Source organism: Streptomyces sp. 2323.1 (assembly GCF_900221035.1).
Lineage (GTDB): Bacteria > Actinomycetota > Actinomycetes > Streptomycetales > Streptomycetaceae > Streptomyces > Streptomyces sioyaensis.
The window spans coordinates 2323727-2348711 of the sequence record NZ_LT907981.1 but is presented as its reverse complement, the minus strand read 5'-3'; the positions used below and the strand labels follow the sequence as shown (position 1 = coordinate 2348711).

The 24985-nt window shown below is 70.8% G+C and carries 26 protein-coding genes and 5 tRNA genes; 25 read left to right on the top strand and 6 right to left on the bottom strand.

Features of this window, described 5'->3' with window-relative positions; all coding sequences use genetic code 11:
• Positions 1–579: 579 nt before the first annotated feature.
• From CPH93_RS36130 to CPH93_RS09415, 9 genes are all read left to right on the top strand, one after another.
• Positions 580–747 carry a hypothetical protein gene (locus tag CPH93_RS36130; protein WP_093485350.1) on the top strand — a complete coding sequence of 56 codons (168 nt, stop codon included), beginning with the start codon at positions 580–582 and terminating at the stop codon, positions 745–747.
• 82 nt (positions 748–829) lie between these two features.
• Positions 830–1603 carry a fumarylacetoacetate hydrolase family protein gene (locus CPH93_RS09450; protein ID WP_093485351.1) on the top strand — a complete coding sequence of 258 codons (774 nt, stop codon included), beginning with the start codon at positions 830–832 and terminating at the stop codon, positions 1601–1603.
• Positions 1596–3077 (top strand): glutamate--tRNA ligase, encoded by a 1482-nt coding sequence (gene gltX, locus CPH93_RS09445; RefSeq protein WP_093485352.1) that lies wholly within the window; start codon positions 1596–1598, stop codon positions 3075–3077. The genes CPH93_RS09450 and gltX overlap by 8 nt, the downstream gene beginning before the upstream one ends.
• Before the next feature lie 122 nt (positions 3078–3199).
• Positions 3200–3994 (top strand): HAD family hydrolase, encoded by a 795-nt coding sequence (locus tag CPH93_RS09440; RefSeq protein WP_231977250.1) that lies wholly within the window; start codon positions 3200–3202, stop codon positions 3992–3994.
• Positions 3995–4082: 88 nt separating this feature from the next.
• A tRNA-Gln gene (locus CPH93_RS09435) sits at positions 4083–4154 on the top strand.
• 21 nt (positions 4155–4175) lie between these two features.
• Positions 4176–4248, top strand: a tRNA-Glu gene (locus CPH93_RS09430).
• A gap of 62 nt (positions 4249–4310) precedes the next feature.
• Positions 4311–4383, top strand: a tRNA-Glu gene (locus CPH93_RS09425).
• A gap of 16 nt (positions 4384–4399) precedes the next feature.
• Positions 4400–4471: transfer RNA gene (locus CPH93_RS09420), tRNA-Gln, on the top strand.
• Between the two features lie 40 nt (positions 4472–4511).
• Positions 4512–4587: transfer RNA gene (locus tag CPH93_RS09415), tRNA-Glu, on the top strand.
• Between the two features lie 127 nt (positions 4588–4714).
• Here CPH93_RS09415 and CPH93_RS09410 read toward each other — a convergent pair.
• The gene (locus CPH93_RS09410; protein WP_331716985.1) at positions 4715–5113 is read right to left on the bottom strand and encodes a hypothetical protein; all 399 of its coding nucleotides are present in this window, start codon (positions 5111–5113) and stop codon (positions 4715–4717) included.
• An 80-nt stretch (positions 5114–5193) separates the two neighbouring features.
• Here CPH93_RS09410 and CPH93_RS09405 point away from each other — a divergent pair, with 80 nt between their 5' ends.
• Positions 5194–5676, top strand: a complete 483-nt coding sequence (locus CPH93_RS09405; RefSeq protein WP_173909755.1) for a DUF4188 domain-containing protein — start codon at positions 5194–5196, stop codon at positions 5674–5676.
• Positions 5677–5730: 54 nt separating this feature from the next.
• Here CPH93_RS09405 and ndgR read toward each other — a convergent pair whose 3' ends face one another.
• Entirely contained in the window at positions 5731–6447 is a 717-nt protein-coding gene (gene ndgR, locus CPH93_RS09400; RefSeq protein ID WP_006602884.1) for an IclR family transcriptional regulator NdgR, read from the bottom strand.
• A gap of 174 nt (positions 6448–6621) precedes the next feature.
• Between ndgR and leuC the strand changes: the two genes are divergently transcribed.
• The 5 genes from leuC to CPH93_RS09375 all read left to right on the top strand — a co-directional run bounded on the left by leuC (position 6622) and on the right by CPH93_RS09375 (position 10149).
• Positions 6622–8052, top strand: a complete 1431-nt coding sequence (gene leuC, locus CPH93_RS09395) for a 3-isopropylmalate dehydratase large subunit (RefSeq protein ID WP_096212522.1) — start codon at positions 6622–6624, stop codon at positions 8050–8052.
• A gap of 3 nt (positions 8053–8055) precedes the next feature.
• Complete coding sequence (gene leuD / locus CPH93_RS09390) at positions 8056–8649, top strand: 3-isopropylmalate dehydratase small subunit (RefSeq protein ID WP_093485354.1); 594 nt, start codon at positions 8056–8058, stop codon at positions 8647–8649.
• A 135-nt stretch (positions 8650–8784) separates the two neighbouring features.
• Positions 8785–9030, top strand: a complete 246-nt coding sequence (locus tag CPH93_RS09385) for a hypothetical protein (RefSeq protein ID WP_006602881.1) — start codon at positions 8785–8787, stop codon at positions 9028–9030.
• A gap of 124 nt (positions 9031–9154) precedes the next feature.
• Positions 9155–9805 carry an HU family DNA-binding protein gene (locus CPH93_RS09380; protein WP_093485355.1) on the top strand — a complete coding sequence of 217 codons (651 nt, stop codon included), beginning with the start codon at positions 9155–9157 and terminating at the stop codon, positions 9803–9805.
• A gap of 140 nt (positions 9806–9945) precedes the next feature.
• Positions 9946–10149, top strand: coding sequence for a hypothetical protein (locus CPH93_RS09375; RefSeq protein ID WP_006602879.1), 204 nt, complete (start codon positions 9946–9948; stop codon positions 10147–10149).
• On the opposite strand, the gene cofC is transcribed toward CPH93_RS09375, so the two are convergent.
• Complete coding sequence (gene cofC, locus CPH93_RS09370) at positions 10130–10867, bottom strand: 2-phospho-L-lactate guanylyltransferase (protein ID WP_231977249.1); 738 nt, start codon at positions 10865–10867, stop codon at positions 10130–10132. The genes CPH93_RS09375 and cofC overlap by 20 nt on opposite strands.
• Before the next feature lie 141 nt (positions 10868–11008).
• On the opposite strand from cofC, the gene CPH93_RS09365 reads away from it, so the two are divergent.
• The 3 genes from CPH93_RS09365 (at position 11009) to CPH93_RS09355 (ending at position 14184) form a co-directional block, all read left to right on the top strand.
• Positions 11009–11875, top strand: a complete 867-nt coding sequence (locus tag CPH93_RS09365) for a lysophospholipid acyltransferase family protein (protein ID WP_093485357.1) — start codon at positions 11009–11011, stop codon at positions 11873–11875.
• Positions 11872–12873, top strand: a complete 1002-nt coding sequence (locus tag CPH93_RS09360) for an NAD(P)H-dependent glycerol-3-phosphate dehydrogenase (RefSeq protein ID WP_096212520.1) — start codon at positions 11872–11874, stop codon at positions 12871–12873. Before CPH93_RS09365 ends, CPH93_RS09360 begins: the two co-directional genes overlap by 4 nt.
• A gap of 156 nt (positions 12874–13029) precedes the next feature.
• Positions 13030–14184, top strand: coding sequence for a D-alanine--D-alanine ligase family protein (locus CPH93_RS09355; protein WP_096212519.1), 1155 nt, complete (start codon positions 13030–13032; stop codon positions 14182–14184).
• A 34-nt stretch (positions 14185–14218) separates the two neighbouring features.
• On the opposite strand, the gene CPH93_RS09350 is transcribed toward CPH93_RS09355, so the two are convergent.
• Together CPH93_RS09350 and CPH93_RS09345 are read right to left on the bottom strand one after the other, a co-directional pair.
• Positions 14219–14698, bottom strand: a complete 480-nt coding sequence (locus CPH93_RS09350) for a DUF3515 domain-containing protein (protein WP_231977248.1) — start codon at positions 14696–14698, stop codon at positions 14219–14221.
• A gap of 21 nt (positions 14699–14719) precedes the next feature.
• The gene (locus CPH93_RS09345) at positions 14720–14953 is read right to left on the bottom strand and encodes an Lrp/AsnC ligand binding domain-containing protein (RefSeq protein ID WP_006602873.1); all 234 of its coding nucleotides are present in this window, start codon (positions 14951–14953) and stop codon (positions 14720–14722) included.
• A gap of 158 nt (positions 14954–15111) precedes the next feature.
• Between CPH93_RS09345 and CPH93_RS09340 the strand changes: the two genes are divergently transcribed.
• Positions 15112–16089, top strand: coding sequence for a thiamine-phosphate kinase (locus tag CPH93_RS09340; protein WP_006602872.1), 978 nt, complete (start codon positions 15112–15114; stop codon positions 16087–16089).
• Between the two features lie 66 nt (positions 16090–16155).
• On the top strand, positions 16156–16965 hold the full coding sequence (gene thiD, locus CPH93_RS09335; RefSeq protein WP_093485360.1) for a bifunctional hydroxymethylpyrimidine kinase/phosphomethylpyrimidine kinase: 810 nt from the start codon (positions 16156–16158) through the stop codon (positions 16963–16965).
• A 131-nt stretch (positions 16966–17096) separates the two neighbouring features.
• On the opposite strand, the gene rpmB is transcribed toward thiD, so the two are convergent.
• Positions 17097–17282: a 50S ribosomal protein L28 gene (gene rpmB, locus CPH93_RS09330; RefSeq protein WP_006602870.1), complete on the bottom strand. Its 186-nt coding sequence runs from the start codon at positions 17280–17282 to the stop codon at positions 17097–17099.
• Positions 17283–17514: 232 nt separating this feature from the next.
• Between rpmB and CPH93_RS09325 the strand changes: the two genes are divergently transcribed.
• The 5 genes from CPH93_RS09325 to CPH93_RS09305 all read left to right on the top strand — a co-directional run bounded on the left by CPH93_RS09325 (position 17515) and on the right by CPH93_RS09305 (position 24862).
• Entirely contained in the window at positions 17515–19161 is a 1647-nt protein-coding gene (locus CPH93_RS09325) for a DAK2 domain-containing protein (RefSeq protein WP_093649139.1), read from the top strand.
• A 57-nt stretch (positions 19162–19218) separates the two neighbouring features.
• Positions 19219–22299, top strand: coding sequence for a helicase-related protein (locus tag CPH93_RS09320; protein WP_096212518.1), 3081 nt, complete (start codon positions 19219–19221; stop codon positions 22297–22299).
• Positions 22300–22475: 176 nt separating this feature from the next.
• Positions 22476–23075: a 16S rRNA (guanine(966)-N(2))-methyltransferase RsmD gene (gene rsmD, locus CPH93_RS09315; RefSeq protein WP_006602867.1), complete on the top strand. Its 600-nt coding sequence runs from the start codon at positions 22476–22478 to the stop codon at positions 23073–23075.
• On the top strand, positions 23072–23584 hold the full coding sequence (gene coaD, locus CPH93_RS09310; RefSeq protein WP_093485363.1) for a pantetheine-phosphate adenylyltransferase: 513 nt from the start codon (positions 23072–23074) through the stop codon (positions 23582–23584). Before rsmD ends, coaD begins: the two co-directional genes overlap by 4 nt.
• A gap of 129 nt (positions 23585–23713) precedes the next feature.
• Positions 23714–24862: an ATP synthase F0 subunit B gene (locus CPH93_RS09305; RefSeq protein WP_093649141.1), complete on the top strand. Its 1149-nt coding sequence runs from the start codon at positions 23714–23716 to the stop codon at positions 24860–24862.
• Positions 24863–24985 lie beyond the last annotated feature (123 nt).

Sequence of the window (24985 nt, the reverse complement as noted above, 5' to 3'; positions counted from 1 at the left end):
GCGTCCCACCTCGGCGGGACGGAGTCGAGTCGTATGGGGGACCGCTGAGTCCCCCATGGCGGTCGTGAGTGACCGGCGGGCTGCCCTCTCTGGCCGAGAGAGCGGCACCACCGCGCGGCGCTACGTTGCGCCCTGCGCGCCGGCTGAAACGTGCGGCGGTCCGTGGAATTCCAGCACAGTGCAGGATCTCCAACAAGAGCGGAGTCATGCACTGTGACTTGGGTGACGCAATGTACGGACCGCGTCACGACTTGTAGAAGTTTTCACCGTCGATAACGGACTTTTATCCGCGAGTCGACCGCCCGCATCCGCTGTCCCAGGTGCGGTGATCGGGCGCGGAACGTGCGGTTCAATCCGCCATTGTCCGATTCGCCCAAGGTTGTTGATCATGGGAATTGCGGCATTTGTCGTACAGGTCGTGAGCAAACTCACAGGAAGATCGTTGAGTTCCCGCGCACGTCGTCGGGAATAGCGTGCATAGCCTGACGCTTTACACAGTTGCCCAGAGCGACAAGGCAGCTGTGGTAAGACCCTTTCCGATCTCTTGATGACGCGAGGCATGCAGCAGTGAAGACGACGATGTTCCGCAACATAGCCAACCCGCGGCGCACCACCCTGGCCCACCTCGAAGACGCCGAGGAGCTCGGCACCGAGGCCGCGGAGCACTCCGTCGATCTGCCGGCCCAGACGGCCAACCCCCGCCGGACCGTCCTGATGGTCGCCCCCACGCAGGACGTGTCGGCGTAAATCGGTGACGGAGCGGCAGCGGCCCCGCGATAGCCTGGAGTGTCAACTCCGGCCAGTGATCAATGAGGGGCAGCGGCAACCCGTGCGCATCGCCAGATTCTCCATCGACGGCAACGTCGGATTCGGCGTCGTCGAAGGCGACGAACTCGACGTCATCAAGGGACATCCCTTCGCCGAATTCGAGCGCTCGGGCCAAAAGGTCCCCCTCGACAAGGTCCGGCTGCTGCCGCCCGTCCTGCCCAACAAGGTCGTGGGCATCGGCCGCAACTACGCCGACCACGCCGCCGAGCTGGGCAACGCCGTCCCGGACGTGCCGGTCACCTTCTTCAAGCCGTCCACCTCGGTGATCGGCCCCGGCGACCCCATCGGGTACCCCTCCTTCTCCCAGGAGGTGCACCACGAGGCGGAGCTCGCCGTCGTCATCGGCCGGATGTGCCGTGAGGTGCCCCGCGAGCGCGCCAAGGACGTCATCCTGGGCTACACCTGCGCCAACGACGTCACCGCGCGCGATGTCCAGCAGCGCGAGAAGCAGTGGGCCAGGGCCAAGGGCTTCGACAGCTCCTGCCCGCTCGGCCCCTGGGTCGAGACCGGCCTGGAGCCCGCGGACATCGCCGCCGGCCTCGCCGTCCAGTGCACCGTCAACGGCGAACAGCGCCAGCTCGGCCGCACCAGCGACATGGTCCGCCCGATCGAGGACCTCATCGTCCACATCACCGAGGCGATGACCCTGCTCCCCGGCGACGTCATCCTCACGGGCACCCCGGCCGGGGTCGGCCCCCTCAACGTCGGCGACGAGGTCGCCGTCACCATCGAAGGCATCGGCACTCTCACCAACAAGGTGATCAAGCGTGGCTAACGCGACCCCCGTCCGCGTCCGTTTCTGTCCCTCCCCGACCGGTAACCCCCATGTCGGCCTGATCCGTACCGCCCTGTTCAACTGGGCCTACGCACGGCACCACAAGGGCACCCTGGTCTTCCGGATCGAGGACACCGACGCGGCCCGCGACTCCGAGGAGTCCTACCAGCAGCTGCTGGACTCCTTCCACTGGCTCGGCTTCGACTGGGACGAGGGCCCCGAGGTCGGCGGCCCGCACGCGCCCTACCGCCAGTCGCAGCGTATGGACCTCTACCGGGACGTCGCCGACAAGCTGCTCGCCGCCGGCCACGCCTACCACTGCTACTGCACCACCGAAGAGCTGGACACCCGCCGCGACGCCGCCCGCAAGGCCGGCCGGCCCTCCGGCTACGACGGCACGTGCCGCACGCTGACCGCCGAGCAGAAGGCCGCCTACGAGGCCGAGGGACGCACCGCGATCGTCCGCTTCCGGATGCCCGACGGGCCGATCACCTTCACCGACCTGGTGCGCGGCGAGCTGACCTTCACCCCGGAGAACGTCCCGGACTACGGCATCGTCCGCGCCAACGGCGCCCCGCTGTACACCCTGGTCAACCCCGTCGACGATGCCCTGATGGGGATCACCCACGTGCTGCGCGGCGAGGACCTGCTCTCCTCCACCCCCCGCCAGATCGCCCTCTACCAGGCGCTGATCGAGCTGGGCGTGGCCAAGGAGATCCCGGCCTTCGGCCACCTCCCGTACGTCATGGGCGAGGGCAACAAGAAGCTCTCCAAGCGCGACCCGCAGGCCAACCTCAACCTCTACCGCGAGCGCGGCTTCCTCCCCGAGGGCCTGCTCAACTACCTTGCCCTGCTCGGCTGGTCCTTCTCCGCCGACCAGGACATCTTCTCGGTGTCCCAGCTGATCGAGGCGTTCGACATCGCGGACGTCAACGCCAACCCGGCCCGCTTCGACCTGAAGAAGGCCGAGGCGATCAACGCCGACCACATCCGGCAGCTGGACGTGGCGGACTTCATCACGGCCTGTGAGCCCTGGCTGAAGGCCCCGCACGCCAACTGGGCCCCCGAGGACTTCGACGAGGCCGCCTGGCGGGCCATCGCCCCGCACGCCCAGACCCGCCTCACCGTCCTCTCCGAGATCACCGCCAATGTCGACTTCCTCTTCCTCAAGGAGCCGGTCGAGGACGAGGCGTCCTGGACGAAGGCGATGAAGGGCGACCCCGTCGCGCTGCTCACCACGGCCCGCGCCAAGCTCGACGCCGCCGACTGGACCTCTGGTCCCGACCTCCTCAAGGAGGCCGTCCTGGCCGCCGGCGAGGAGCACGGCCTCAAGCTCGGCAAGGCGCAGGCTCCCGTCCGGGTGGCGGTCACCGGCCGCACGGTCGGTCTGCCCCTCTTCGAGTCCCTGGAGATCCTCGGCAAGGAGCGCACCCTCCAGCGGATCGACGCGGCACTGGCCAAGCTGGCCGGCTGACCCCGTACCGCCCTCAGGGCCCGGAAGCCACCACGGCTTCCGGGCCCGCGGCATGTCCGGGGCCGGGACGGCGGCCCGGCGGTGCGGGCACAATGGCCGCACCGGCATCAGGAGGGCTGACCATGACCGCGCGCACCGAGGGCCCGCGCGCCCCGGCACCGGACCGCACCCCGCCCGGAGGCGAGGCCGACACCCCCTTGCGCGCCGTCCTCTGGGACCTCGACGACACCCTCTTCGACTACACCGGGTCGGACCGGGCCGGTGTGCTGCGGCATCTGCGGACCGAAGGGCTCCTGGACACCTACGGCGGCGAGGAGGCGGCACTCGCGCGCTGGCGCCACGCCATGGAGACCGAGTTCGCCCGCTTCCTCGCCGGTGAGCTCGGGTTTCTGGATCACCGCAGGGCCCGCGCCCGGACGTTTCTGGGCCTGCCGCTGTCCGACGCCGAGGCGGATGCCTGGTTCGGCCGCTACGTCGCCCACTACGAAGCGTGCTGGGCACTCTTCCCGGACGCGCCGCCCGTACTGGAGGCGCTGGCCCCGCTGGTACGGCAGGCGGTGCTGTCCAACTCCACCACCGCCAACCAGGAACGCAAGCTGGCCGCCCTGGGCATCCGGGGGCGCTTCGAGGCGGTGCTCTGCGCCGATGAACTGGGGCACGCCAAGCCCGCCGCCGAGGCGTTCGGCCGTGCCTGTAAGGCGCTCGGCCTAACGCCCGCCGAGGTCGTCTACGTCGGCGACAAGCTCGACATCGACGCGCTCGGCGCCCGGGACGCGGGCCTGGCCGCCGTATGGCTGGACCGTACGGACACCGGGGAGGAGCCGCCGACGGGGGTGCGGCGGATCGCGGGTCTGGCGGAGCTCCCCGAGCTGTTGCGCGGAGTTATCGGTTTTGGTGCGCCGTCCACGATCAGGTAATGTTCTTCCTGCGCCGCCCGAGAGGGCCGAAAGGCCGGGCCGGGAGGCGCAGATCAAATCAAGCCCCCCACGGGGGGTTGCGCTTTGATGGCCTATGGTGTAATTGGCAGCACGACTGATTCTGGTTCAGTTAGTCTAGGTTCGAGTCCTGGTAGGCCAGCTCGCAGAGCTCATCTGCAAAGCCCCCGTTGTGTAGCGGCCTAGCACGCCGCCCTCTCAAGGCGGTAGCGCCGGTTCGAATCCGGTCGGGGGTACAGATCCTTCCCAGGGGGACAGTCCGGGTCGCACCCACTGTCACTCATGCAGGATCGCTAGGGCCCCCGTTGTGTAGCGGCCTAGCACGCCGCCCTCTCAAGGCGGTAGCGCCGGTTCGAATCCGGTCGGGGGTACTGGTCTAAACCACCATGGGCTATGGTGTAATTGGCAGCACGAGTGATTCTGGTTCATTTAGTCTAGGTTCGAGTCCTGGTAGCCCAGCGCAGCGTGTCCTCGTGACAGCTCAACTGCAGGAAAACTTGCCCCCGTTGTGTAGCGGCCTAGCACGCCGCCCTCTCAAGGCGGTAGCGCCGGTTCGAATCCGGTCGGGGGTACCACAGGGAAGAGCCCCTCGCTTCAGGCGAGGGGCTCTTCCGCGTCAACTCCCGCTTCTGTAGCGCTTGTTGGACGCCTCGGCCTCCTCCGGCCGGCGCAGGCTCAGCAGTACCGGCTCCTAGAGCACGGTCAGCGCCACCGCCGCTGCCACCTGTTCCGCCGGGGTGGCGCCTCCTCGACCAGATCCAGGTAGACGACGGCGAGTTGGGCCGCCTGTTGGGCACAGGGCAGCAGAGGGGCGGTGTCGCAGGCGTAGCCGAAGTGGTGCAGTGCGGCGAGGGCCGCGACGAGCATGCCGAAGGCCCGGGAGCTGTCCGCGAGCGCCGAGTTGAGGTGCCAGGCGCACCGCCGGAGCAGCTCGGTGGCGGTGCGCCGGGCGACGGCCGTCGAGGGGGAACTCTCGTCGGGCTCCGGGCCGTGGGGGAGTGCCTCCATGGCGACGCCCAGGCGGGAGCGCCGTTCGCGCAGGTGGTACTTGATCGTGGCGGTGGGTACACCGCTGTGTTCACTCAGTTCCGACAGTCGCACACCCCTTGCACCCTCCATTGGGGAGTGTCACTATCTAATAAGGGGTAGCGACGCTATCCAATGTGACCGAGGAGGCTGCCATGAGCGGTGAGCCGGTGCAGGGGCGGATGACGGCGGACGGTGCCGGGGAGGTGGTGGTCTTCCTCATCGGGATGCGGGTCAACAACTGGCGTGCGGTGCGCAGTTGGCTGCCGGTGTTCCGGGCGATGCCGCGCATGATCAGGGAGCTGGCCCGGGACCCGGAGAGCGGGATGCTGGGCTACCGCCTGCTGCCGGGGCTCCCGAGGGGCATCGCCGTCCTGCAGTACTGGGAGTCGAAGGAGAAGCTGCTGGCCTACGCCACGGACCAGGACGGCGAGCACCGGCCGGCGTGGGCGGCGTTCAACCGGCGGGCGCGTGAGGGCAAGGACAAGGTCGGCTTCTGGCACGAGACCTTCGTCGTCCCGGCGGGCGCGTACGAGAGCATCTACATCAACATGCCGGAATTCGGGTTGGGTGCGGCCCAGGGGACGGTGCCGGTGGGCCGTCGCGGGGAGCGGGCCGCGGACCGGCTGGCGGCCTGAGCGGCCGGGCGGCGCCCGTCCCGCCGGTCGCGGGACGGGGCGCCGGGAGCCGGCTCAGCCGCTGCGGCGCAGGCCCTCGGAGAGCCGGGCCGCCGCGTCGATGACCGCCTGGGCGTGCATCCGCCCGGGATGGCGGGTCAGCCGCTCGATCGGGCCGGAGACCGAGACGGCGGCCACCACGCGGTTGGAGGGGCCGCGTACGGGGGCGGAGACCGAGGCCACGCCCGGCTCCCGCTCGCCGATCGACTGGGCCCAGCCGCGGCGCCGCACGCCGGACAGGGCGGTGGCCGTGAAGCGCGCGCCCTGCAGGCCGCGGTGCAGCCGCTCGGGCTCCTCCCAGGCCATCAGGATCTGGGCGGCCGAGCCCGCCTTCATGGGGAGCGTGGAGCCGACCGGGACGGTGTCCCGCAGTCCGGACAGCCGTTCCGCCGCCGCCACACAGATCCGCATGTCGCCCTGCCGGCGATAGAGCTGCGCGCTCTCGCCGGTCACATCGCGCAGATGCGTGAGCACCGGTCCCGCCGTGGCCAGCAGGCGGTCCTCGCCGGCCGCCGCGGCCAGCTCGGAGAGCCGTGGGCCCAGGATGAACCGGCCCTGCATGTCCCTCGCCACCATCCGGTGGTGTTCCAGAGCCACGGCCAGACGGTGGGCCGTGGGCCGTGCAAGCCCTGTCGCCGCGACCAGCCCGGCGAGGGTGGCCGGACCGGACTCCAGGGCACTCAAAACCAGAGCTGCCTTGTCGAGAACGCCGACGCCGCTAGAGTTGTCCATGCAACGATACTCGCGTCTCACACTGTGAAACGCAAGTTCAATTTTCCGGGGAAGTCGTCAATCTGTAGGTGTGGCCCTCTACCAGGGCCCGGCGTACAGCCCGGCAAGGGGATTTCTGCCGGCATCGCGCACGGACGAGCAAGGCCGGCAATGCGGCCGGCCGGAGGGAAAGCGATGGGACGGACACTCGCGGAGAAGGTCTGGGACGATCATGTCGTCCGGCGCGCGGAAGGCGAGCCCGACCTTCTCTTCATCGATCTGCACCTGCTGCACGAGGTCACCAGCCCGCAGGCCTTCGACGGCCTGCGTAAGGCCGGTCGCCAGGTGCGCCGGACGGATCTGACCATCGCCACCGAGGATCACAACACCCCGACCCTCGACATCGACAAGCCGATCGCCGACCCGGTCTCGCGTACCCAGCTGGAGACACTGCGCAAGAACTGTGCGGAGTTCGGGGTGCGGCTGCATCCGCTGGGCGATGTCGAGCAGGGCGTTGTCCACGTCGTGGGACCGCAGTTGGGACTGACCCAGCCCGGCACCACCGTGGTCTGCGGTGACAGCCACACCTCCACCCACGGCGCCTTCGGCGCGCTGGCGTTCGGCATCGGCACCAGCCAGGTCGAGCACGTCCTGGCCACCCAGACGCTGCCGCTGGCCCCGTTCAAGACCATGGCGATCACCGTGGACGGTGAGCTGCCCGAGGGCGTCACCGCCAAGGACCTGATCCTGGCGATCATCGCGCGGATCGGCACCGGCGGCGGCCAGGGCTACGTCCTGGAATACCGCGGCCCGGCCATCGAGAAACTGTCGATGGAAGCCCGGATGACCATCTGCAACATGTCCATCGAGGCGGGCGCGCGGGCCGGCATGATCGCCCCCGACCAGACCACCTTCGACTACCTGCAGGGCCGCGACCACGCCCCGCAGGGCGAGGAGTGGGACGCCGCGGTCGCCTACTGGAAGACGCTGCGCACCGACGAGGACGCGGTCTTCGACGCCGAGGTGCACATCGACGCCTCCGCGCTGGCGCCGTTCGTCACCTGGGGCACCAACCCCGGCCAGGGCGCACCGCTTTCGTCCAGCGTCCCCGACCCGGCTTCGTACGAGGACGCCTCGGAGCGCTACGCCGCCGAAAAGGCCCTGGAATACATGGGGTTGACGGCAGGCCAGCCGCTGCGCGACATCACGGTGGACACCGTCTTCGTAGGTTCGTGCACCAACGGCCGCATCGAGGACCTGCGCTCCGCGGCCGCGATCCTGGAGGGCCGCCAGGTCGCCGACGGCGTACGGATGCTGATCGTGCCCGGCTCGGTCCGGGTCTCCCTGGAGGCCGTCGCCGAGGGTCTGGACAAGGTCTTCACCGCGGCCGGCGCCGAATGGCGGCACGCGGGTTGCTCGATGTGTCTGGGCATGAACCCCGACCAGCTGGCGCCCGGCGAGCGCTCCGCGTCCACCTCCAACCGCAACTTCGAGGGCCGCCAGGGCAAGGGTGGCCGTACCCACCTGGTCTCGCCGCAGGTCGCCGCCGCAACAGCGGTTCTCGGCCATCTGGCCTCACCGGCCGATCTCTCTGACGTCGCCGTCGCCACGCCCGCGGGAGTCTGAACCATGGAAGCCTTCACCACCCACACCGGCCGGGCCGTCCCGCTGCGCCGCAGCAATGTCGACACCGACCAGATCATCCCTGCTCACTGGCTCAAGAAGGTCACCCGCGACGGTTTCGAGGACGGGCTGTTCGAGGCCTGGCGCAAGGACCCGGAGTTCGTCCTGAACCAGGAGCGGTACCAGGGCGCCACCGTGCTGGTGGCCGGCCCCGACTTCGGTACCGGCTCCTCACGTGAGCACGCCGTCTGGGCGCTGCAGAACTACGGTTTCAAGGCCGTCATCTCCTCGCGGTTCGCCGACATCTTCCGCGGCAACTCCCTCAAGAACGGGTTGCTGACGGTGGTCCTGCCGCAGGAGACCGTCGACCGCCTCCAGCAGCTGCTGGAGGCCGATCCCACCGCCGAGGTGACGGTCGACCTGGTCGGCAGGCAGGTCCGCGCCGAGGGCATCAGCGCCGACTTCGAGCTGGACGAGAATGCGCGTTGGCGCCTCCTGGAGGGGCTGGACGACATCAGCCTCACTCTTCGGGAGGAGTCGTCCATCGTGGAGTACGAGGCGAACAGGCCGCCGTTCAAGCCGCGTACCCTCGAGGTCTGACCTCGGGTTTTTGGCTCAAAGCGTTATTGCGTACGATGCGCCCCCTGTGCAGTTGGCAGGGGGCGCATCGCTGCGTTGGGGCGCCTGTTGAGGCCCCGTGAAGCGACAACTCGCCGCAGATGGCACAATTAGCGCATGGAACGCGACGAGCAACTCAAGCTCTACGGAGTCGTCGCCGACCGACTCAAGGACGCACACGCAAGAGTGCGGACACTGCAAGTCCCGGAGGGCGTACGGATGGCGCTGACCCGGAAGCTGCTCGTCATCACGGCCGCGGCTAAACACGATCTTGCGGACGCGGCAAGGCGTCTGGAGTGGTTCATGGAAGACCTCGACGAAGGTCGTTACCCCGAAGATGTGCACGCCGATGGAAGTCCGTAAAGGTCGACTTCGTTGCGGCACAAGGGTGATTAGCCCGTTTCGTGTTTGATTTGCGGTATATATCTGCCTAACGTGCGAAAAAGCTTGGAACTTTCCTTCCAGCAATGTCTCCGAAGGGGAAGACGTGAACAAGGCGCAGCTCGTAGAAGCCATTGCCGACAAGCTCGGCGGCCGCCAGAACGCCGCGGAAGCGGTCGACGCGGTACTGGATGCAGTCGTCCGTGCGGTGGTCTCCGGTGACCGCGTATCGGTCACCGGATTCGGTTCGTTCGAGAAGGTCGACCGCCCCGCCCGCTACGCCCGCAACCCGCAGACGGGTGAGCGCGTGCGGGTCAAGAAGACCTCGGTGCCGCGTTTCCGGGCCGGCCAGGGCTTCAAGGACCTGGTGAGCGGCTCGAAGAAGCTCCCCAAGGGCGGCGAGGTCTCCGTCAAGAAGGCTCCCAAGGGCAGCCTGACCGGCGGCGCGGCCATCAAGAAGGCCGCGGCGAAGAAGGCCACCGCCAAGAAGGCCGCCGCCAAGAAGACCACGGCCAAGAAGACCACCGCGAAGAAGACCACGGCGGCGAAGAAGGCCACCGCGAAGAAGACGACGGCCAAGAAGACGACGGCCAAGAAGGCCGCCGCCAAGAAGACCACGGCCAAGAAGACCACCGCGAAGAAGGCGACGGCGAAGAAGACCGCCCCCGCCAAGAAGGCAACGGCGAAGAAGGCCCCGGCGAAGAAGGCCACGGCGCGCAAGACCACCGCCAAGAAGACCACTGCCCGCAAGCGGTAATGCAGCATCGGCGAGACGCATGCGTCGGGCCGGTCTCCCTTCGGGGAGCCCGGCCCGCGGTGTATTCCAGGGCCTGTCCGGTGGATCATGGCCGGGGCCTGCCGACCCTGATCCACCGGACAGGCCCTAGGCTCTCTCCCATGCAGGCCACCGCGTACACCTACGACTCCGAGACCCGCTCCGGCAGCGTGCTGCTGGACGACGGCACCCCGTTGCCCTTCGATGCGGCGGCCTTCGACGCCGGCGGCCTGTTGCTGCTGCGCCCCGGTCAGCGGGTCCGTATCGACGTCACCGGCGACGGCGACGACCGGCGCATCGTGCTGATCACGCTCCAGACGCTCTGACCTGCGGCGGCCGCAGCGGTTCGGGCTCCTCGGGCGCGCCGTGCCCCCTCGCCGCCCCACCGGCGAGATGCGGCGCCTGGAGGGCGGTGTGCGGGCCCACGCCCAGCGCCAGCGCGGCCAGCAGATCCTCGGGGGTGTCCACGTCCCGGCGTACCGAGGGCGCCCCGGGTGCGGTGATCTCGCGCGCCCCCGATGCCAGGTGACGGGCCCGCGACGCACCCCCGAATGCCGGTTCCAATTCCGCGCCGGAAGTCGCGGTCAGAAGTGTGGTGCCGATATCCGCCGCATCCGCGAGAAATGCGCGGGGAAATAGCGAAGCGGAATGGAGCACCAGTTCCAGTTCGGCGGGGCGCAGCGCCGGGAGATCGGCGTTCAGGGCGGCGACCGACGCGCCCGGGCGACGCGCCCGGACCGCGCCCGCACCATGGGACAGCGCCGCGTTGAGCCCCCGGCCCGGTGTGTCGGGAACGATCCGCGCCCCCAGCGCCGCCAGCCGCTCACCGGCCAGCCGGTCGTCCGTGACAACCGCCACATCCCGGACGTTCGCGCAGGCCAGAGCCGCTGTGACGGTGTCGAGGGCGAAGGCGAGGGCCAGCCGGGGGCGGAACTCCTCACCGGCGGCCCCGGAGAGCCTGCTTTTGGCTCGCACCAGCGGTTTCAGCGGCACCACCAGGCTCCAGGCCGTCTCTGCTTCGCCCTCTGCTCCGTCTCTTCGCATCGGCGCCATTCTCACCTGCTGCCGCCGCTCGGCGGGAGCGTCGGGGTTACGGTGTTCTCGACATAGCGGGTACCTGGGGCGACACTTGTGCGGCTGCCGGCCCGCAGCAGCTTCGCAGGTCCCCACAAGGAGGGTGTCCCAGTGTCCCGCCGCAGAATCGGCTTCTGGTACCGCTTGGCCGCGGTCATCTGCAAACCGCCGCTCTTGGTTCTGTTCAAGCGGGACTGGCGGGGAATGGAGCACATTCCGGCCGACGGTGGATTTATCACCGCGGTCAACCACAACTCGTATCTCGACCCGCTCTCCTATGCGCACTATCAGTACAACACCGGGCGGGTCCCGCGATTCCTGGCCAAGGCGGGCCTCTTCAAGAGCGGCTTTGTCGGCCTGATGATGCGCGGCACCGGGCAGATCCCCGTCTACCGGGAAACCACCGACGCCGCCACCGCGTTCCGCGCCGCCGTCAGCGCCATCGAGAAGGGCGAATGCGTCGCCTTCTACCCCGAGGGCACCCTCACCCGCGACCCGGAGCTGTGGCCCATGCAGGGCAAGACCGGTGCCGCGCGGGTGGCCTTGCTGACGAAGGCGCCGGTCATCCCCGTCGCGCAGTGGGGCGCCCATGAGGCGATGCCGCCGTACGCCAAGGAGAAGAAGCTGCGCCTCCTCCCGCGCAAGACGCTGCTGGTGCAGGCGGGGCCGCCGGTCGACCTGAGCGCGTTCTACGACCAGGAGCCGACCGCCGAGGTGCTGCGGGCCGTCACCGAGGTCATCATGGCCGCGATCACCGAGCAGCTGGCCGTCCTCCGCGGTGCGCCCGTGCCGGCCGAACCGTACGACTGGCGCAAGGCGATCGCCCGGGAACGCCGCGCCGCCCGGGAAGCCGCCAAGGCGGGCCGCGGCGCCGCAGCACCCGCCGCCCCCGCCGAACCGGCCGCCGCCCCCGAGCCCGCCGTCGGATCGCAGCAGGCCCGAAGCACCCAGCAGGCACAGGAGGATGAAAGCAAGTGACGCGCTGCGCCGTCTACGGCACGGGGTCCTGGGGTACCGCCTTCGCGATGGTGCTCGCCGACGCAGGCTGCGAGGTGACCCTGTGGGGGCGCCGCCCGGCCCTCGTCGACGCCATCAACAACGGCCGTACCAACCCCGACTACCTGCCGGGGGTCGAGCTTCCCGCGTCCGTACGGGCCACCACCGACCCGGCGGAAGCCGCGCGCGGCGCGGAGTTCGCCGTACTGGCCGTCCCCGCCCAGACGCTGCGCAGCAATCTGGCCGAGTGGGCGCCCCTGCTGCCCGACGGGGTGGTTCTGGTGTCCCTGATGAAGGGCGTCGAACTCGGCACGGCCAAGCGCATGAGCGAGGTCATCGAGGAGGTCGCGAAGGTTCCGGCGGAGCAGGTCGCGGTGCTGACCGGCCCCAACCTCGCCAAGGAGGTCGCCGCCCGGCAGCCCGCCACCGCCGTCGTGGCCTGCGCCGACGAGGCGGTCGCCCGGCGCTTCCAGACCGCCTGCCACACCGCGTACTTCCGCCCGTACACCAACACCGATGTGGTGGGCTGCGAACTGGGCGGCGCGGTCAAGAACGTCATCGCGCTGGCCGTCGGCATCGCCACCGGCATGGGCCTGGGCGACAACGCCAAGGCGTCCCTGATCACCCGCGGTCTGGCCGAGACCACCCGGCTCGGCCTGGCCATGGGCGCCGACGCGCGCACCTTCGCCGGCCTGGCCGGCATGGGCGACCTCGTCGCCACCTGCTCCTCACCGCTGTCGCGCAACAACACCTTCGGCACCAACCTCGGCCGGGGGATGACGCTGGAGGAGACCATCGCGGTCACCAAACAGACCGCCGAGGGCGTCAAATCCTGCGAATCCGTGCTGGATCTGGCCCGCCGGCACGGCGTCGAGATGCCGCTCACCGAGACGGTCGTCGAGATCGTCCACGAGGGCAAGCAGCCGATGGCCGCCCTGAAGGACCTGATGGCGCGCAGCGCCAAGTCCGAGCGGCACTGACAAGCGCGAAGTCCGAGTGACACCGGCAGCGGAACCGATTCATCCGGTTCTGCGCGGTCCGTCGGGGGCCCGTGATCCGCGGCAGGGCGGCGCGTGGTCCCCGACGGCCGCAGCAGCACTGACTCCGCGCCGGTCAGCAGGTACCCTCAACGCGATATGAGCAGCCAGACCTCCTCCCACAAGCCCCGCGTCGCCGTCGTGTTCGGCGGACGCAGCTCCGAGCACGCGATCTCCGTACTCACCGCCGGAGCGGTGCTGCGCGCCATCGACCGCGACAAATACGACGTGCTGCCGATCGGCATCACCACCGACGGCCGCTGGGCGCTGACCGCCGACGACCCCGAGCGGATGGCCATTGCGGACCGGCGGCTGCCCAGCGTGGCCGAGCTCGCCGAGTCCCCCGAGGGCGGCGTGGTGCTCCCCGTCGACCCGACCAACCGCGAGGTCGTCTACACCGAGCCGGGCGCGGTGCCCAAGGCGCTGGGCGAGGTCGACGTCGTCTTCCCCGTGCTGCACGGCCCCTACGGCGAGGACGGCACCCTGCAGGGCCTGCTGGAGCTCTCCGGCGTCCCCTACGTCGGCTCGGGCGTGCTCGCCTCCGCCGTGGGCCAGGACAAGGACTACATGAAGCGGGTGTTCACCTCCTTCGGGCTGCCGGTCGGCCCGTACGAGGTCATCCGCCCCCGTGAGTGGGAGCAGGCCGCTCCGAATGGAGAAAAGGGGACCGCGGCCCGCAAGAAGATCGTGGACTTCGCCGCGGAACACGGCTGGCCGCTCTTCGTGAAGCCCGCCCGGGCCGGTTCGTCCATCGGCATCACCAAGGTCGACGACCTCGGCGGCCTGGACGAGGCGATCGAGGAGGCCCGCCGGCACGACCCCAAGATCCTCGTGGAGGCGCTGCTGCGCGGCCGGGAGATCGAGTGCGGGGTGCTGGAGTTCGCCGACGGCCCCCGGGCCAGCGTGCCGGCCGAGATCCCGCCGGTCAGCGCGCACGACTTCTACGACTTCGAGGCCAAGTACATCGACTCGGCCGACGGCATCGTGCCGGCGCCGCTGAGCGCCGAGGAGACCGCCAAGGTCCAGGAGCTGGCCGTCGCGGCCTTCGAGGCGGCGTCCTGCGAGGGCCTGGTGCGCGCGGACTTCTTCCTGCAGGACAACGGCGAGTTCGTGATCAACGAGATCAACACCCTGCCCGGCTTCACGCCCATCTCCATGTACCCGCGGATGTGGCAGGAGAGCGGTGTGAGCTACCCCGAGCTGATCGACCGGCTCCTGCAGGCCGCACTCCAGCGGTCCACGGGACTGCGCTGAGCCCCGGCCGGCCTCCGGGCCGGCCGCCCCGGCCCTAGACCCCGGTGGGAACGGTCTTCTTCACGGCGCCCGCGAGGTCGGTGAGCACATCGACCTCGGGGGCGTACTTCCCCGGGACGGTCACCTCGACGTACGCCTTCCGCAGCACCGTCGTGAAGCGGTAGCCGTCGTCCTGCTTCTCGAAGAGCCATTGGACCCCGTTGACTTCCGCCGCGTCGGCGTTGGGGTTGTAATGTTCACTCCCGTACGTCAGGACATCGGGCTTCGGCACTCCACAGCGGAGTTTCACGGCAGGATCGCCCCACATGGCAGTGAAGTCCGAGACCGGTTCGGCGGTACCCCGTTCCAGCCGGTCCACGGTCCGCGGCAACTCCTTGTGGAGCGCTCGGCAATACCGTGCCGCCTCTCCTTTCGGGGAGGGGACGGCCACGTCATCGGGCGAGGAACAGCTCACTGCGGCGATCAGCACCGCGAGCGGGGGAAGGGCCAGGTACCGGCGGCGCGCAGAGATCACCCGGCAGAGGATACGGGGGAGCTAGAGATGGACGACCGGGCAGGTAAGGGTGCGCGTGATGCCTTCCACTTGCTGGACCTTCGCGACCACCATGCGACCCAGCTCATCGACGGTGTCGGCCTGAGCGCGCACGATGACGTCATAGGGCCCGGTCACGTCCTCGGCCTGCAGCACACCGTGGATCGTGGAGATCACCTCAGCTACCGCCGAGGCCTTGCCGACCTCGGTCTGGATCAGGATGTAGGCCTGTACCACGGAACCTCCAGGGCGGCTACGAGGATCATGTGGGAAGAAGGGACGCCACGGTACCGCGTCACCGCGGGGAGCGGGGAGACCCGCGCGGTGAACACGGCGAGTACGGCACAGTCGTCAGCCACGTACGGACCGTCCGTACACATGGGAAGGGCAACAGCATGAAGGGCACCGTGGGCGAGCTGGGGGAATTCGGGCTGATCAGGGAGCTCACCTCCCGGCTCACCTCCACTCCGGCGGTACGGATCGGGCCGGGTGACGACGCCGCGGTGGTCACCGCACCGGACCGGAGGGTGGTCGCCAGCACCGACATCCTCCTGGAGGGCCGGCACTTCCGCCGCGACTGGTCCACCGCCTACGACGTCGGCCGCAAGGCCGCCGCCCAGAACCTCGCCGACATCGCGGCGATGGGCGCGGTGCCCACCGCGATCCTGCTGGGTCTGGTCGTCCCCGCGGAACTCCCCGCGACCTGGGCCACCGAGCTGATGGACGGGCTGCGCGACGAGTGCCAGGTGGCCGGTGCCGCGGTCGTCGGCGGGGACGTCGTACGCGGCGACACCATCACCGTCGCCATCACCGCACTCGGCGATCTGCGCAACCAGGAGCCGGTCACCCGCGCCGGTGCGCAGCCCGGCGATGTCGTCGCGGTGACCGGCTGGCTGGGCTGGTCCGCCGCCGGGCATGCGGTCCTCACCCGCGGTTTCCGCTCGCCGCGCGCCTTCGTGGAGGCCCACCGCCGGCCCGAGCCGCCGTACCACGCGGGCCCCGCGGCCGCCGGACTCGGCGCCACCGCCATGACGGACGTCAGCGACGGGCTGGTCGCCGACCTCGGGCACATCGCCGAGGCCAGCAAGGTCCGGATCGACCTGCGCTCCGCCGGCATCGACATCCCCTCGCAGATGTCCGACATCGGCACGGCCGTCGGCGTGGACCCGATGCAGTGGGTGCTCAACGGCGGTGAAGATCACGCGATCGTGGCCACTTTCCCGCCCGATGTGAAGCTGCCCGCCCGGTGGAAGGTCATCGGCGAGGTGCTCCACCCCTCCGCGCTGCCCCAGGTGACCGTGGACGGCGCCCCCTGGGTGAAGGCCGGCTGGGACCACTTCGGCGACAACGGGGACGCCGACGCGCACCTGTGAGGACGCATACGGCCGCCGGACGGGCGGCCGCGGGACGGCCGGAGGCCGCCGAGTAGATTCGGCGGTATGCACATCCCTCCACGCGTCCTGACCGTCGCCGGGTCCGACTCCGGTGGCGGCGCGGGCATCCAGGCCGACCTGAAGACGATGCTGGCGCTCGGCACCCACGGCATGAGCGTGCTCACCGCCGTCACCGCCCAGAACTCCCTGGGCGTACAGGGCGCGTGGGACCTGCCCGCCGAGGCCGTACGGGCCCAGTTCCGCAGCGTCGTCGACGACATCGGCGTCCAGGCGGTCAAGACCGGAATGCTCTCCTCGGCCGAACTCGTCGCCACCGTCGCCGAACTGCTCGCCGGCCTGCGGGCCCCGGTCGTCGTCGACCCCGTGGGGGTCTCCAAGCACGGCGACCCGCTGCTCGCCGCCGACGCCCTGGAAGCGGTCCGCACCGCGCTGCTGCCGGCGGCCACCGTCGCCACCCCCAACCTGGACGAGGTCGCCCAGCTGACCGGCGTACGCGTCGAGGACGAGGCCGATATGCGCCGGGCGGCCGCCGCGATCCTGGACTTCGGCCCGCGCTGGGCGCTCATCAAGGGCGGCCATCTCCCGGCCGGCGCCGGCGACGGCGCCGTCGATCTGCTCACCGACGGCTCGGAGGAGCACTGGCTGCGCGCCCCCCGCCACGACAACCGGCACACCCACGGCACCGGCTGCACCCTGGCCGCCGCGCTCGCCGCGCAGCTCGCCAAGGGGGACACCGTCCCGCAGGCCGCCGCGGCGGCGAAGGACTACGTCACCGGCGCGATCGCGGCCGGCTTCCGGCTGGGCGCGGGCATCGGCCCCGTCCACCACGGCTGGCGGCTCGGCGACGGGCACTGACGGCACGGACACCGCGGTGCCCCTGGGAGCGGCAGCCGCGGCGTCCGGCCCCGGGAACGGCAAAAGCCGGCCCACCACGGAGGTGGACCGGCTTCACAAGCAACCGGCTGGGCTGCGCTACGGCTAAGACGTCAGCGCGAGACCTTGCCGGCCTTGATGCACGAGGTGCAGGCGTTCAGCTTCTTCGGCGTGCGCCCGATCACTGCACGCACCGTCTGGATGTTGGGGTTCCAACGACGGTTGGTGCGGCGATGCGAGTGCGAGACACTCTTGCCGAAGCCCGGCCCCTTGCCGCAGACGTCGCAGTTGGCAGCCACGGGTCACTCCAAAGACTTCAGATGCACTTACGGTGAAATCCCGACGAGCCGAGTGCATTGCCCGACCGGCACCGTCAGGAGAGGAATGGCCCGATTCTCATCGGGCAACCGGAGCAGCATACAACGGCCGCTCCCGTAGAACGAAACTACCACGCACCCCCGGCCCCCCGCCCCGGCCGCACTGTCGGAGCGCGGCTACTGTGCGAGGCATCCCGCGACCCAGGAGGACGATGTGCCGCACCCGCTCGACGCCGCCGCGGTCCGCTCATGGTGCGGGCTGGCACTGGAGGCGCTCGGCCGGGAACGCGAGCGGATCGACGCGATCAACGTCTACCCGGTGGCCGACGGCGACACCGGCACCAACCTCTATCTGACGCTCGAATCGGCCGCCCGCGCGGTCGAGGCCGCCTTCGACGGGCACGGCTCCGCCGGCACCGCCCCCCGCCTCACCGACGCCATCGGCGCCATGGCCCACGGCGCCCTCATCGGGGCGCGCGGCAACTCCGGCACCATCCTGGCGCAGCTGCTGCGCGGGATGACGGAGGTACTGGCCGCGGCCGACGGCTCCGGCGACGCCCTGGGGCGGGCGCTGCGCCGGGCCGCCGCCTCGGCGTACGAGGCAGTCGCCCACCCTGTGGAGGGCACCGTCCTGACCGTGGCGACCGCTGCCGCCGACGCCGCCGCCAAGTGCGCCGCCGACCCGGCAGCCGGGCCCGCCGAGGTCGCCCGCGCCGCCCACGAGGGCGCATCCGCTGCCCTACAGGCGACCCCCGGCCAGCTGGCGGTGCTCGGCCGGGCCGGTGTCGTGGACGCCGGCGGCTGCGGACTCGTGGCGGTGCTGGGGGCGCTCGCCGATGCGCTCTGCGGGGAGGTGACGGCGACACCGGTCGCCGTACGGGCCGACGCCCCGCTCCCGCAGGCGGCCGGCTGCGAGCTCGCGGGCCGGGCGGCGGACGGCTGCGGCGACCCGGACGGGCCCGCCTTCGAGGTGATCTATCTGCTGGAGGCCGGTGACGCGGCCGTGGCGCGGCTGCGCGACCGGCTCGACGGGCTCGGCGACTCCCTGGTGGTGGTCGGCGGGGACGGGCTGTGGAACGTCCATGTCCACGTCGACGACGCCGGGGCCGCCGTGGAGGCCGGGATCGAGGCGGGCCGCCCGTACCGGATCCAGATCACGCACTTCGGCGGGGCCGCCCGCAGCAGGGAGCCGGCGATGACCGCGCGGGCCGTGGTGGCGGTGGTGCCGGGCGCCGGGCTCGCCGGGCTGTGTGCGCAGGCCGGGGCGACCCCCGTCGCGGTACGTCCCGGGGAGCCGCCCGCCAGTGGCGAACTGGTGCAGGCGATCCGGCAGGCCCGCGCCCGTGAGGTGATGCTGCTGCCGAACGACCCCGACCTGCGCCACACCGCGGCGGCCGCCGCCGAACAGGCCCGCACCGAAGGCGTCCGGGTCGCCCTCATCCCCACCCGCTCCGCGGTCCAGGGCATCGCGGCGCTGGCCGTGCACGAGCCGGGCCGCAGCTTCGACGAGGACGTGGTTGCGATGACCGCGGCCGCGGGTGCCACCCGCTACGCGGAGCTGGCGGTCGCCGAGCGGCAGTCGTGGACGATGGCCGGCGTCTGCCAGGCCGGGGACATCCTCGGCCTGATCGACGGCGATGTGGCGGTGATCGGCTCCGATCTCGTGCCGACGGCGATGACCGTGCTCGACCGGATGCTGTCGGCGGGCGGGGAGATGGTGACCCTGGTCCTCGGCGCCGGTGTGCCCGACGCCGTCGCCGAGCGGCTGGAGCGGCATGTCCGCGCGCGCCATCTCGCTGTGGACACGGTGGTCTACCACGGCGGCCAGCATGCGGTGCCGCTGCTCATCGGTGTGGAGTGAGGGCGCCGGGGCGCTCGGCGCACCGCGATTGTCACAGGCGTGGTGTGCAATGGAGACGTGGCAGCGCTTGATGAACCCCTGAAGAAAATCCTCGGTGGCACCACCGCGAAGGTGCTGGCCGAGCATCTCGGCCTGCAGACCGTCGGCGATCTGTTGCACCACTATCCGCGGCGCTATGCCGAGCGCGGCGAACTGACCCGCCTCGCCGATCTTCCGCTGGACGAACATGTCACGGTCGTCGCGCAGATCGCGGATTCCCGGGTGCTGAAATTCAACGGCGGCCGGGGACAGCGCCTCGAAGTGACGCTCACCGACGGCAGCGGCCGGCTCCGGCTGGTCTTCTTCGGCAAGGGCATTCACAAGCCCCACAAGGACCTTCTCCCGGGACGCCGCGCGATGTTCGCCGGCAAGGTGTCGGTCTTCAACCACAAACTCCAGCTGGCCCACCCCGAATACGAGCTCCTCGACGGCGACGCCGACAGCGGGGCCGAGGCGGTCGACGCCTTCGCCCGGCAGCTCCTGCCGATCTACCCCGCCTGCCAGCAGATGGCGTCCTGGAAGATCGCCAAGGCGGTCGACGCGGTGCTGCCCAGCGCACAGGACGCCGTCGACCCGCTGCCCGGGGCGCTGCGCGAGGGCCGGGCGCTGGTCCCGCTCACCGAGGCGCTGCTCAAGATCCACCGCCCGGAGAGCAAGGCCGACATCGCCGCCGCACGCGACCGGCTGAAGTGGGACGAGGCCTTCGTCCTGCAGGTCGCGCTCGCCCGGCGCCGGCTCGCCGAGACCCAACTCCCCGCCGTGGCCCGGCGGGTGACCGAAGGCGGCATCCTCGACGCGTTCGACGCCAAGCTGCCCTTCACGCTCACGGACGGCCAGCAGAAGGTCAGCCGGGAGATCTTCGACGACCTGGCGGCCGAACACCCCATGCACCGCCTCCTCCAGGGCGAGGTGGGCTCCGGCAAGGCACAGCCCCTGGACGCCCTGGTGCTGACCCCGCGCGGCTTTTGCCCCATGGGGGAGATGGCCGTCGGCACGGAGGTGGTGGTGCCGAGCGGGGAGCTCGCCGTGGTGGACGGCGTCTTCCCGCAGGGCGAGCGGGAGGTCTGGCGGCTGGTGCTGTCGGACGGCAGCGCCGTCGAGTGCGACGACGAGCATCTGTGGATCGTCGGCTCCCGCGAGACGGGCGAGCGGGTGCTGACCACGCGCGAGCTGCGGGGCGATCTGCTCGGCCCCGACGGCCGGCCCAAGTGGTCGATCGCGGCGGCCACCCCGGTGGATCTCGACGGAGGCGGTCACCGGCCGCTCGATCCGTATCTGTTCGGGCAGCGGCTGGCCGAGGGCGGCGGCCCGGCGGACCGCCTGCCGGAGGCCTATCGCCACGCTCCGCTCAAGGACCGGCTGGCAGTGGTGCAGGGGCTGATGGACACCGGGGGCGGGCCCGCCGGAGCCGCCGCGGTCTACCGCGCGGCCCCCGGCCCGCTCGCCGGCGACCTGGCGTGGCTGGTGCGCTCCCTGGGCGGCTCCGCCCGGCCCGTCCCCGTACGCGACGGTGCGTGCGACGTCTTCGTGACGCTGCCCGCCGAATACCCGCCGTTCCGCGCGCGCAGCGGCGGGAACGGGGCCCACACCGAGGGCGAGCCCGGCGTCCGGCGCGCCGTCGAGGCCATCGAGCACCTCGGCCGCAAGCCCGTCCAGTGCATCAGCGTGGCGCATCCCTCCCACGCCTATGTGACCGACCACTTCACCGTCACCCACAACACCATGGTCGCGCTGCGCGCCATGCTCGGCGTCGTCGACAGCGGTGGCCAGGCCGCGATGCTGGCGCCGACCGAGGTCCTGGCCCAGCAGCACCACCGCTCGATCACCGAGATGATGGGGGAGCTGGCAGACAACTGGGGCCTGCGCGAAGCGCAGTCGGCCGGGGGCGGTGGTGGGCGACGGGAGGGCGGGATGCTCGGCGGTGCGGAGCGGGGCACCAAGGTCGTGCTGCTGACCGGCTCCATGGGGGCCGCCGCCCGCCGTCAGGCGCTGCTCGATCTGGTCACCGGCGAGGCCGGGATCGTGGTGGGCACCCATGCCCTGATCGAGGACAAGGTGCAGTTCCACGACCTGGGCCTGGTCGTCGTCGACGAACAGCACCGCTTCGGCGTCGAGCAGCGCGACGCACTGCGCGGCAAGGGCAACTCCCAGCAGGAAAAGCAGACCCCGCACCTCCTGGTGATGACGGCGACCCCCATTCCGCGCACGGTCGCCATGACCGTCTTCGGCGATCTGGAGACCTCCGTCCTGGACCAGCTCCCCGCCGGACGCTCGCCGATCGCCAGCCATGTGGTGCCCGCCAAGGACAAGCCGCACTTCCTCGCGCGCGCCTGGGAGCGGGTCCGTGAGGAGGTGGCGGCCGGGCATCAGGGCTACGTGGTGTGCCCGCGGATCGGCGACGAGGAGGAGGCGCCCGGGGCGAAGAAGAAGGGCGCCAAGGCCGCGGCGGCCAAGGAGAGTTCACCCGAGGACGCGGCGGAGAAACGGCCGCCGCTCGCCGTGCTCGACATCGCCGAACAGCTCAAAACGGGTCCGCTGGCCGGCCTGCGGGTCGCGGTCCTGCACGGCCGGATGGCGCCGGACGACAAGGACGACGTGATGCGCTCCTTCGCCGCCGGCGAGCTGGACGTACTCGTCGCGACGACGGTCATCGAGGTCGGCGTGAACGTCCCCAACGCCACCGCCATGGTGATCATGGACGCGGACCGCTTCGGCGTCTCCCAGCTGCACCAGCTGCGCGGCCGGGTCGGCCGTGGCACGGCCCCCGGGCTGTGTCTGCTGGTCAGCGAGATGCCTGAGGCCAGCCCCGCGCGCGCCCGGCTCGCCGCCGTGGCGGGCACCCTCGACGGCTTCGAACTCTCCCGTATCGACCTCGAACAGCGGCGGGAGGGCGATGTCCTGGGCCAGGCGCAGTCCGGTGTCCGCTCCTCGCTGCGGATGCTCGCGGTCATCGACGACGAGGACGTGATCGCGGCCGCCCGCGAGGAGGCCACCGCCCTGGTCACCGCCGATCCCGAACTGACCGGGTACCCGGAACTGCGGATCGCCCTCTCGGCCCTGCTGGACGAGGAGCGGGAGCAGTATCTGGACAAGGGATGAGCAGGGCCGCGGCCGGGAGGCGCGCGGGCCCGGAGCCCCCGGCGCCACGTGAGATCGATCACCGCCCGCCGGCCTCCGGGCCCCCGGCCGGGCGTCCGCGGCCGGCTGACGCCATATCGTGGAGGGACGGAGCCTGCCCGGCTCCTCCCTGACCCGCGCAACGTAAGGACGGGCCCATGACCCGCGTGATCGCCGGTACGGCCGGCGGCCGCCGCTTGGCCGTACCCCCGGGAAACGGCACCCGACCGACCTCCGACCGGGCGCGCGAGGGCATGTTCTCCACCTGGGAGTCGCTCGACGGCCCGCTGGCCGGCGCCCGGGTGCTCGATCTGTACGGCGGCTCCGGCGCGGTCGGCCTGGAGGCGCTCTCCCGCGGGGCCGCGCACGTCCTGCTGGTGGAGGCCGATGCCCGCGCGGTGCGCACTATCCGCGACAACGTCCGTACGGTCGGCCTCCCGGGCGTCGAGGTCCGTGCCGGCAAGGCCGAGCAGACCGCCGGAGCACCGCCTCCGGGCGAGCCGTACGACGTCATCTTCCTGGACCCGCCCTACGTGGTCACCGACGCCGAACTCTGCGAGATCCTGCTCACACTCCGTGGTCAGGGCTGGTTTGCGGAGCAGGCACTCGTCACCGTGGAGCGCAGCACCAGAGGCGGCACGTTCCCATGGCCGGACGGATTTGAAGCGATCAAGGCCCGTCGCTACGGCGAGGGGACGCTTTGGTACGGTCGCGCCGCTTCGACGTCCGCCGAATCGACGTCAGCAAGCGTGTCATGACCGGATCGGAGAGCGAGGAACCCGAGTTGCGCCGCGCCGTCTGTCCGGGGTCGTTCGACCCCATCACCAACGGGCACCTGGACATCATCGCCCGTGCCTCCAAGCTGTACGACGTCGTCCATGTCGCCGTGATGATCAACCAGTCCAAGCAGGGGCTGTTCACGGTCGACGAACGGATCGACCTGATCCGCCGGGCCACCGCCGAGTACGGCAACGTGGAGGTCGAGTCCTTCCACGGCCTGCTGGTCGACTTCTGCAAGCAGCGCGACATCCCCGCGATCGTCAAGGGGCTGCGGGCCGTCAGCGACTTCGACTACGAGCTGCAGATGGCCCAGATGAACAACGGCCTGTCGGGAGTGGAGACCCTCTTCGTTCCCACCAACCCGACCTACAGCTTCCTCTCCTCCAGCCTCGTCAAGGAGGTTGCCGCCTGGGGCGGCGATGTCTCCCACCTGGTCCCGGCGTTCGTCCTGGAGGCGCTCACCGAGCGCCTGCGGAACAAGGGCTGAGACCGCACCGGGCGCACCGGCCCGCGATGCCCGCCTGATGGGCCGTCAGGTGGTGTCGGGCCGAGGGCGCGTGGCCGTACAGTCGTCCCGTTCCGTCGTTCCAACCCCTCAGAGAGTGGCGAGTCCAAGGTGGACGTGCAGAAGAAGCTCGACGACATCGTCGCGACCGTCGGCGGTGCCCGGTCCATGCCCATGTCGGCCTCGTGCGTGGTCAACCGCGCCGAGCTGCTCGCCATGCTGGAGGAGGTGCGCGCCGCACTGCCCGGCTCGCTCGCGCAGGCGCAGGAGCTGCTCGGCGGGCGGGAGCAGATGGTCGAGCAGGCGCGGGCCGAGGCGGAGCGGATCATCGAGACCGCACACGCCCAGCGCGGCTCGCTGATCTCCGACACCGAGGTTGCCCGGCAGTCCCAGGACGAGGCGGACCGGATCCTCGCGGAGGCCCGCCGGGAGGCGGAGGAGATCCGCGCCGAGGCCGACGACTACGTCGACAGCAAGCTCGCCAACTTCGAGGTCGTGCTGACCAAGACCATCGGCTCCGTCGACCGCGGCCGCGAGAAGCTGCTCGGCCGGGGTCCGGGGCTCGACGAGCAGGGCTACGAGGACACCGAGGCCCCCGAGCGCAGCGCCGACCCGGAGACCCTCCGGCAGCGCGCCGACGCATATGTGGACGCCAAGTTCGGGGCGTTCCAGGCCGTGCTGACCAAGACGCTGGAAGCGGTCGGCCGGGGCCGGGACAAGCTCCAGGGTGCCCAGGCGATCGACGAGCTGGGCGCCCACCTGGCGGCGCAGGGCGATCCGCAGTCCGGGCACCAGGCCGACGCCGAGTACCTCGCCGGCCTGGCGGGCATCGGCGCCGACCAGGACCCGCAGCCGCCCCAGGCGCCCCCGATGCCGCAGGCGCCGCCGCAGCCCGCGATGCCCCAGGCACAGCCCGTGATGCCCCAGGAGCACCAGCAGCCCCTTCAGCCCCAGCTTCAGCAGCAGGGCTACTACACCGACCCGGCCGCCTACCCGCAGCAGGACGTCTACGGCTACCAGCAGCCCCCGCAGGATCCGTACGCCGTGCACCAGGACCCCTACGGCTACGACTGGCAGCAGCAGGCCCAGCAGCAGGGCTACGACCCGAACGCCTACCTCCAGCAGCAGGTGCCCCAGCAGCCCCAGCACGCCCCGCACGGTCATGCGGCGCAGCCCGGTGCACTGGACGAGACCAGCCTCTTCGACACCAGCATGATCGACTTGGACCAGCTCCGGCAGTACGAGGAGGGGCGCCAGTAGGCGCGCGGCCCGCGGCCCGTGCTGCGGCCGGAAGCGGATTGGGCCTATCGGGGCCCGTCCAGTATCCTGGCTCTTCGGTCGCGCGTATGCCCGCGGTCTCTGCTGCCCGGAATTCCCTCCCTG